This window comes from Rhizobacter sp. P1_G5 (assembly GCF_056405435.1).
On record NZ_JBFUCB010000373.1, the window covers coordinates 1 to 6,001 of the forward strand.

General features: G+C 68.6%; 7 protein-coding genes. 5 read left to right on the top strand and 2 right to left on the bottom strand.

Annotation, left to right across the window (positions count from 1 at the left end; all coding sequences use genetic code 11):
• Positions 1–1,215: Asp-tRNA(Asn)/Glu-tRNA(Gln) amidotransferase subunit GatB (gene gatB / locus AC1D12_RS22080; protein ID WP_477842870.1), on the top strand; the 1,215-nt coding region annotated here is incomplete at its 5' end.
• Positions 1,216–1,287: 72 nt separating this feature from the next.
• Here gatB and AC1D12_RS22085 read toward each other — a convergent pair.
• Both AC1D12_RS22085 and pyrE read right to left on the bottom strand, forming a co-directional pair.
• Positions 1,288–1,959 carry a DUF4124 domain-containing protein gene (locus AC1D12_RS22085; protein WP_047508460.1) on the bottom strand — a complete coding sequence of 224 codons (672 nt, stop codon included), beginning with the start codon at positions 1,957–1,959 and terminating at the stop codon, positions 1,288–1,290.
• A gap of 30 nt (positions 1,960–1,989) precedes the next feature.
• A complete protein-coding gene (gene pyrE / locus AC1D12_RS22090; RefSeq protein ID WP_477824577.1) occupies positions 1,990–2,661 on the bottom strand; it encodes an orotate phosphoribosyltransferase in 672 nt (223 codons plus the stop codon).
• Between the two features lie 12 nt (positions 2,662–2,673).
• On the opposite strand from pyrE, the gene AC1D12_RS22095 reads away from it, so the two are divergent.
• From AC1D12_RS22095 to AC1D12_RS22110, 4 genes are all read left to right on the top strand, one after another.
• Positions 2,674–3,459 carry an exodeoxyribonuclease III gene (locus tag AC1D12_RS22095; protein WP_477824578.1) on the top strand — a complete coding sequence of 262 codons (786 nt, stop codon included), beginning with the start codon at positions 2,674–2,676 and terminating at the stop codon, positions 3,457–3,459.
• 139 nt (positions 3,460–3,598) lie between these two features.
• Positions 3,599–4,264, top strand: a complete 666-nt coding sequence (locus AC1D12_RS22100; protein WP_047508454.1) for a hypothetical protein — start codon at positions 3,599–3,601, stop codon at positions 4,262–4,264.
• 35 nt (positions 4,265–4,299) lie between these two features.
• A complete protein-coding gene (locus AC1D12_RS22105; RefSeq protein ID WP_477824579.1) occupies positions 4,300–4,986 on the top strand; it encodes an alpha/beta hydrolase in 687 nt (228 codons plus the stop codon).
• A 108-nt stretch (positions 4,987–5,094) separates the two neighbouring features.
• Positions 5,095–5,823, top strand: a complete 729-nt coding sequence (locus tag AC1D12_RS22110; protein WP_477842872.1) for a helix-turn-helix transcriptional regulator — start codon at positions 5,095–5,097, stop codon at positions 5,821–5,823.
• The last annotated feature ends 178 nt before the right edge of the window (positions 5,824–6,001 follow it).

Below are 6,001 nucleotides of genomic sequence, written 5' to 3' on the forward strand. Positions count from 1 at the left end.
CTGTCGATCTTCGCGCGCAAGAACTACTTCTACCCSGACCTGCCSAAGGGCTACCAGATCAGCCAGTWCGAGACGCCGGTGGTGCARGGCGGCTCGCTGGAGTTCTTCGTCGGCGACGTGAAGCACAGGGTGCAGCTGACGCGCGCCCACCTGGAAGAAGACGCCGGCAAGTCGCTGCACGAGGACTACGCCGGCCAGACCGGCATCGACCTGAACCGTGCCGGCACGCCGCTGCTGGAGATCGTCACCGAGCCCGACATGCGCGCGAGCACCGAGGCGGTGGAGTACGCGAAGGCGCTGCATTCGCTGGTGGTGTGGCTCGACATCTGCGACGGCAACATGCAGGAAGGCAGCTTCCGCTGCGATGCCAACGTGTCGGTGCGCCGGCCCGGGGCCGAGTTCGGCACGCGCCGCGAGATCAAGAACCTGAACAGCTTCAAGTACCTGCAGCAGGCGATCGACTACGAGATCCAGTGGCAGATCGACCTGATCGAGGACGGCGGCAAGGTGCAGCAGGCGACCGTGCTGTTCAACCCCGACACCGGCGAGACGCGGGCGATGCGCACGAAGGAAGACGCGCACGACTACCGCTATTTCCCCGACCCGGACCTGCCGCCGCTGGTGATCGCGCCCGAGTGGATCGAGCAGGTGCGCGCCGCGATGCCGGAGCTGCCGCGCCTGATGGCCGAGCGCTTCCAGAAGGAGTACGGGCTACCGGCCTACGACGCGTCGATGATGACGCAGGGCAAGGCGTTCGGCGCGTTCTTCGAGGACACGGCGAAGGCCTGCGGCCAGCCGAAGCTGGCGGCCAACTGGCTGATGGGCGAGGTGTCGCGGCGGCTGAATGCCGAGGAGAAGGACATCGCGCAGAGCCCGGTGAGCGCGGCGACGCTGGCCGCGCTGATCGGGCGCATTGCCGACGGCACGGTCTCGAACAGCGGCGCACGCCAGGTGTTCGATCAGCTGTGGACAGCGGGAGGCGCGGTCGACGCCATCATCGAGGCCAAGGGCCTGAAGCAGATGAGCGACAGCGGCGAGCTGGAGCGCATCCTCGACGAGGTGCTGGCGGCGAACGCGAAGTCGGTGGAGGAGTTCCGTGCCGGCAAGGACAAGGCGTTCAACGCGCTGGTCGGCCAGGCGATGAAGGCCACCAAGGGCAAGGCGAACCCGTCGCAGGTGAACGAGCTTCTCAAGAAGAAACTCGGAGCGAGCTGACCTGCGAAGCTCGATCGCGCCAGACGCCGCGAAGCCAGGCACGCGCGGGCGCGGAAGGTCGTTCGGCGAGTCTTACTTCCCCGCTGCCTTGCGGGGTGCCGGCGCGGAAGCGGCCGGCAGCGCCCCCATCGACCCCGGCGACGCGCCGGCCCACAGCTTCTTCAGCCGTTCGAGCTCGACGTCGTAGAGGTTGTTGATGCGCACGATCTCGTCTTCCTGGTTCTGCACCAGCGATTTCTGCGCCGCCACCGCGGCGTCGTTCGCGTCGAGCTGCTGGCGCAGCTTGGCCGGCGGCTTCTTGCCCTTGTAGAACTCCTGCTCGTCGATCAGCGGCTTGCGCTCGCGTTCGAGTTCGGCCAGCCGCCCCTGCGAGAACGCGACGCCCTTGCGCACATCGTCGAGCGCGGCCTCGCGCGCCTTCATGTGGGCAGCGTCGTTGGGAAAGCGGTTCACCAGGTTGCGGTCGCGGCGGATCGCATCCTGCTGCGCCACGCGGTCGGCGGCGGCTTGCCGCTCCTTCGCCTCGGCCTCGGCGCGCTCGTCGGCGGTCATCGTCGGCGGCACGATCTGGCGCACCGAACCGTCGGTGTTGAGCATGCGCTGCTCGCGGGTCGCGCATTCGACGATCGGGCGGTCGGAGGTCAGGCGCCGGCCGTTGCCGTCGACGCAGCTGTAGATCGCGGCGTGGGCCGAGGAGGCGGCCACCAACCCCGCCAGCACGGCAAGGCATCGCCAGGTTCGCATCGGTCGATTCACCACAAGCAGGCTCGTCATTTACACCCCGTAACGGTCCCGGTAGGCGGTCACGCGCGCCAGGTGGCTGCGCAGGGCCGGATCGTCATTCGTCTGCAGATACTGCAGCAAGTCCGCCAGCGTCGCAATGGCAAGCACCGGCATGCCGTACGCCGCTTCGAACTCCTCAACGGACGAGCGGGCGCTCAGGTTGTCATCGGAACCCTTGCGTTCCATGCGGTCCATCGCGATCAGCACCGACACCGGTTCCGCCCCGGCCGCACGGATCATGTCGACCGATTCGCGCTTGGAAGCGCCGTCGGTGATCACGTCGTCGATGATGACGACGCGGCCCTTCAACGGCGCGCCGACCATCAGCCCGCCTTCGCCGTGGTCCTTGGCTTCCTTGCGGTTGTGGCAGAACGGCACGTTGCGGCCCAGGCCGGCCAGCGCCACCGCAGTGGCCGACGCCAGCGTGATGCCCTTGTAGGCGGGGCCGAACAGCATGTCGAACTCGACGCCCGAGGCGAGCAGGCGGCGCGCATAGAATTCCGCGAGGCGGCCCAGCTTGGCGCCGTCGTCGAACAGGCCGGAATTGAAGAAATAGGGCGACAGCCGCCCGGCCTTGGTCTTGAACTCCCCGAACCGCAACACGCCGGCTTCCACCGAGAAGCTGACGAAGTCTTTGGCCAGGGTGTCAGCGGTGGGGCTCATCGGAGGTCTTTCGTGTTCCGTCTGGTGTCTTTGAATCTGAACGGCATCCGCTCGGCTGCCACGAAGGGGCTGGTGCCGTGGGCGGAAAGCATCGGCGCCGATTGTATGGGGGTGCAGGAGGTCAAGGCCCAGGCGGCCGACATCGCCGGCCGCTTCGAGCGGGTGCACGACATGCACGGCCATTTCCATTTCGCCGAGAAGAAGGGCTACTCGGGCGTCGGCCTGTACAGCCGCAAGACGCCGAGCGACGTGGTGGTGGGCTTCGGATCGCCAGAGTTCGACGCCGAGGGCCGTTACATCGAGCTTCGCTTCGATACACCGAAGCGCAAGCTCAGCATCATCAGCTGCTACTTCCCGAGCGGCTCCAGCGGCGAGGAGCGGCAGCTCGCGAAGTTCCGCTTCCTGGCGCTGATGACGCCGTACCTGCAGCAGCTGAAGGCCGAGCGCGAGTTCATCCTGGTGGGCGACGTGAACATCGCGCACAAGGAGATCGACCTGAAGAACTGGCGCAGCAACCAGAAGAACAGCGGCTTCCTGCCCGAGGAGCGGGCCTGGATGACGCACACGCTGGACGAGCTGGGCCTGGTCGACGTGTTCCGCACGCTGAACCCGAAGGCCGAGCAATACACCTGGTGGAGCAACCGCGGTCAGGCCTGGGCGAAGAACGTCGGCTGGCGGCTCGACTACCACCTGGCCACGCCGGCACTGGCCGCCACGGCGCTGCGCGAGCACATCTACATCGAGCAGCGCTTCTCGGACCACGCGCCGCTGATCATCGACTACGACTTCACGCTCTGATCCGGCGCCCGAAGCGCTGAACAGCACGGCCCGGCCCGCGCTGTTCGGCGTTTGGTCCGGCCCCGTCCCGCTGAAGAATGAGCGCTCACCCGCAGCCGCGGGCAGGCTTTCATTCGAGACGCAGTACGAGGAGCTTCCCATGATCAAGACGCTGACCACCCTGGCCGCCACGCTGGCACTGGCCGCCGGCGCCCACGCCGGCGAGGTCTACACCGGCATCGGCACGCACGGCCTGATGCTCGGCTATGCACAACCGGTCGCGCCGTCGGTGACGCTGCGCGGCGATGTCGCGTCGCTCGGCAAGCACAGCACCACGAAGACCGAGAACAGCATCCACTACGACGCCGAGCTGAAGTTGAGCCGCGGCGGCGTGTTCGCCGACTGGTTCTTCACCGGCGGCTGGCGCCTGACTGGCGGGGTGACCTTCAACGCGATGAAGCTCGACCTGGCCGGCAAGCCGACCAACAACCAGATCGTGATCGGCAACACCACCTACGCGACGCAGGACGGCGACCGCTTCGACGCACACGTGAAGTTCCCGAAGACGACGCCGTTCCTCGGCATCGGCTACGGCCACCAGGCCGGTACCGAAGGCGCCTGGGGCTTCCACTTCGACCTCGGCGCGAGCATCGGCCGCGCGAAGGTCGAGTCGGCCGCGAGCGGCCCCACCTTCGACAGCATGGATGCGACCCAGCGCGCCCAGCTGAACGCCGATGTCGACAAGGAAACGCAGGAGCTGCGCGACGGCGTCGGCAAGATCCGCGCGATCCCGCAACTCAGCCTGGGCGTGAACTACCGCTTCTGAAGGATCGAGGGGCCGCGCCGGGCTAGCATCGCGGCATGCAGCTCCTCGACACCATCGAAACCGACACCGGCCCGAACCCGACGGCCACCATCATCTTCCTGCACGGGCTCGGCGACAGCGGGCACGGCTTCGCGCCCTTCGCGCAGGAGCTGGACCTGTCGGCTGCCGGCCCGGTGCGGTTCATCTTCCCCCACGCACCGACGCGGCCGGTCACGATCAACGGCGGCTACGTGATGCGCGCCTGGTACGACATCCTCGGCGCCGACCTGGTGCGGCGCGAGGACGAGACCGGCCTGCGCGAATCGCAGGCGCTGGTGCAGGCGCTGATCGCGCGCGAGAACGAGCGCGGCATCCCCAGCGCGCGCATCGTGCTCGGCGGCTTCTCGCAGGGCTGCGCGATGACGCTGCTGACCGGGCTGCGCCACGGCGAGCGGCTGGCCGGCCTGGTCGGGCTGTCGGGCTACCTGCCGCTGGCGGCCCAGACCGCGGCCGAGCGCCATGCCGCGAACCACGGCGTGCCGGTCTTCCTCGCGCACGGCCGGCAGGACCCGGTGATCCCGATCGCCCGCGCACTCGCCTCGCGCGACGCGCTGCTGGCGCTCGGCCACCCGGTCGAGTGGCACGAGTACCCGATGCCGCATTCGGTGTGCGGCCCGGAGGTCGAGCACCTGACGCGCTGGCTGACCACGCTGCTGGGTGCCCCGCCCGGCCGAGGTGAATAAATCACAAACCCGCCCGGCGGTTTTCACCACCTGCCGGCATCCGACGCCCCTACGCTGTAACAAGGTGCACAGCGTTGCTGCTGCGCCTGCCATCAGAAGGACAGCGCCATGTTGGATGAACTGCTCTCACCCCCGGACACCCGTCCGACCGCCCACCTGAACCTGCGGCCCACCCCGGCCGCGATCCACCCCGTCGCCGACCCCGTCACGCCGCCGTACCCCGGGCCGGAGCGCCGCCACGGCCACTCCGCGATGGCGCGCTGGCTGACGATGATGCTCGACGAGATGGACCACGGCCTGCTGCTGATCGATGCGAACTGCAGCCTGCGCCATGCCAACCAGCTCGGCTGGCAGCTGCTGCAGGCCGGCGACGGCCTGCGCCTCATCAAGGACCAGGTGCTGCCGCGCCATGCGGAGGAGCTGTCCGGCTTCCTCGGCGCGCTGCTCGGCGCCTGCGGCGGGCGGCGCCGCATGCTGAACCTGAGCCGCGACGACGGCGCGATGCCGGTGGCCTTCGTGCCGATGTCCTCGCCCGAGGACGGCGCGCTGGCCATGCTGGTGCTCGGCAAGCGCCACCGCTGCGAATCGCTGACCCTCGAGTTCTTCGCCCGCACCCACGGCCTGACGGCCGCCGAGACCAAGGTGCTGCGCGCGCTGTGCGACGGCCAGCGGCCGAAGGAAGTGGYGCGCGCCTTCAGCGTCGCCGTCTCGACGGTGCGCTCGCAGATCAGCAGCATCCGCATCAAGACGCAGACCGCCAGCATCGGCGACCTGCTGAACCGCGTGGCGGTGCTGCCGCCGATCGCGTCGGCCATGAAGATGCCGCTGTCGCACTGATCGGCGCCGACTTCCGTCACGCGCAGCGCGTCCACCGTCACGGACGCGCCAGGGGCGGCGTGCTAGATTGGATGGGCTCCTGGGCTACCCGCCCGGGCTTTCCCCATTCGCCGCCGCTTCTCCATGGACGCCGTCACCGGCCCAGCATCCTCCCCCCTGCTGTCCGAATCCCTGGGCC

Bases quoted from the DNA above. Each gene is read 5' to 3' on its own strand.
- AC1D12_RS22085 (WP_047508460.1), bottom strand. From the start codon at position 1,959: ATGCGAACCTGGCGATGCCTTGCCGTGCTGGCGGGGTTGGTGGCCGCC.
- pyrE (WP_477824577.1), bottom strand. From the start codon at position 2,661: ATGAGCCCCACCGCTGACACCCTGGCCAAAGACTTCGTCAGCTTCTCG.
- AC1D12_RS22100 (WP_047508454.1), top strand. From the start codon at position 3,599: ATGATCAAGACGCTGACCACCCTGGCCGCCACGCTGGCACTGGCCGCC.
- AC1D12_RS22105 (WP_477824579.1), top strand. From the start codon at position 4,300: ATGCAGCTCCTCGACACCATCGAAACCGACACCGGCCCGAACCCGACG.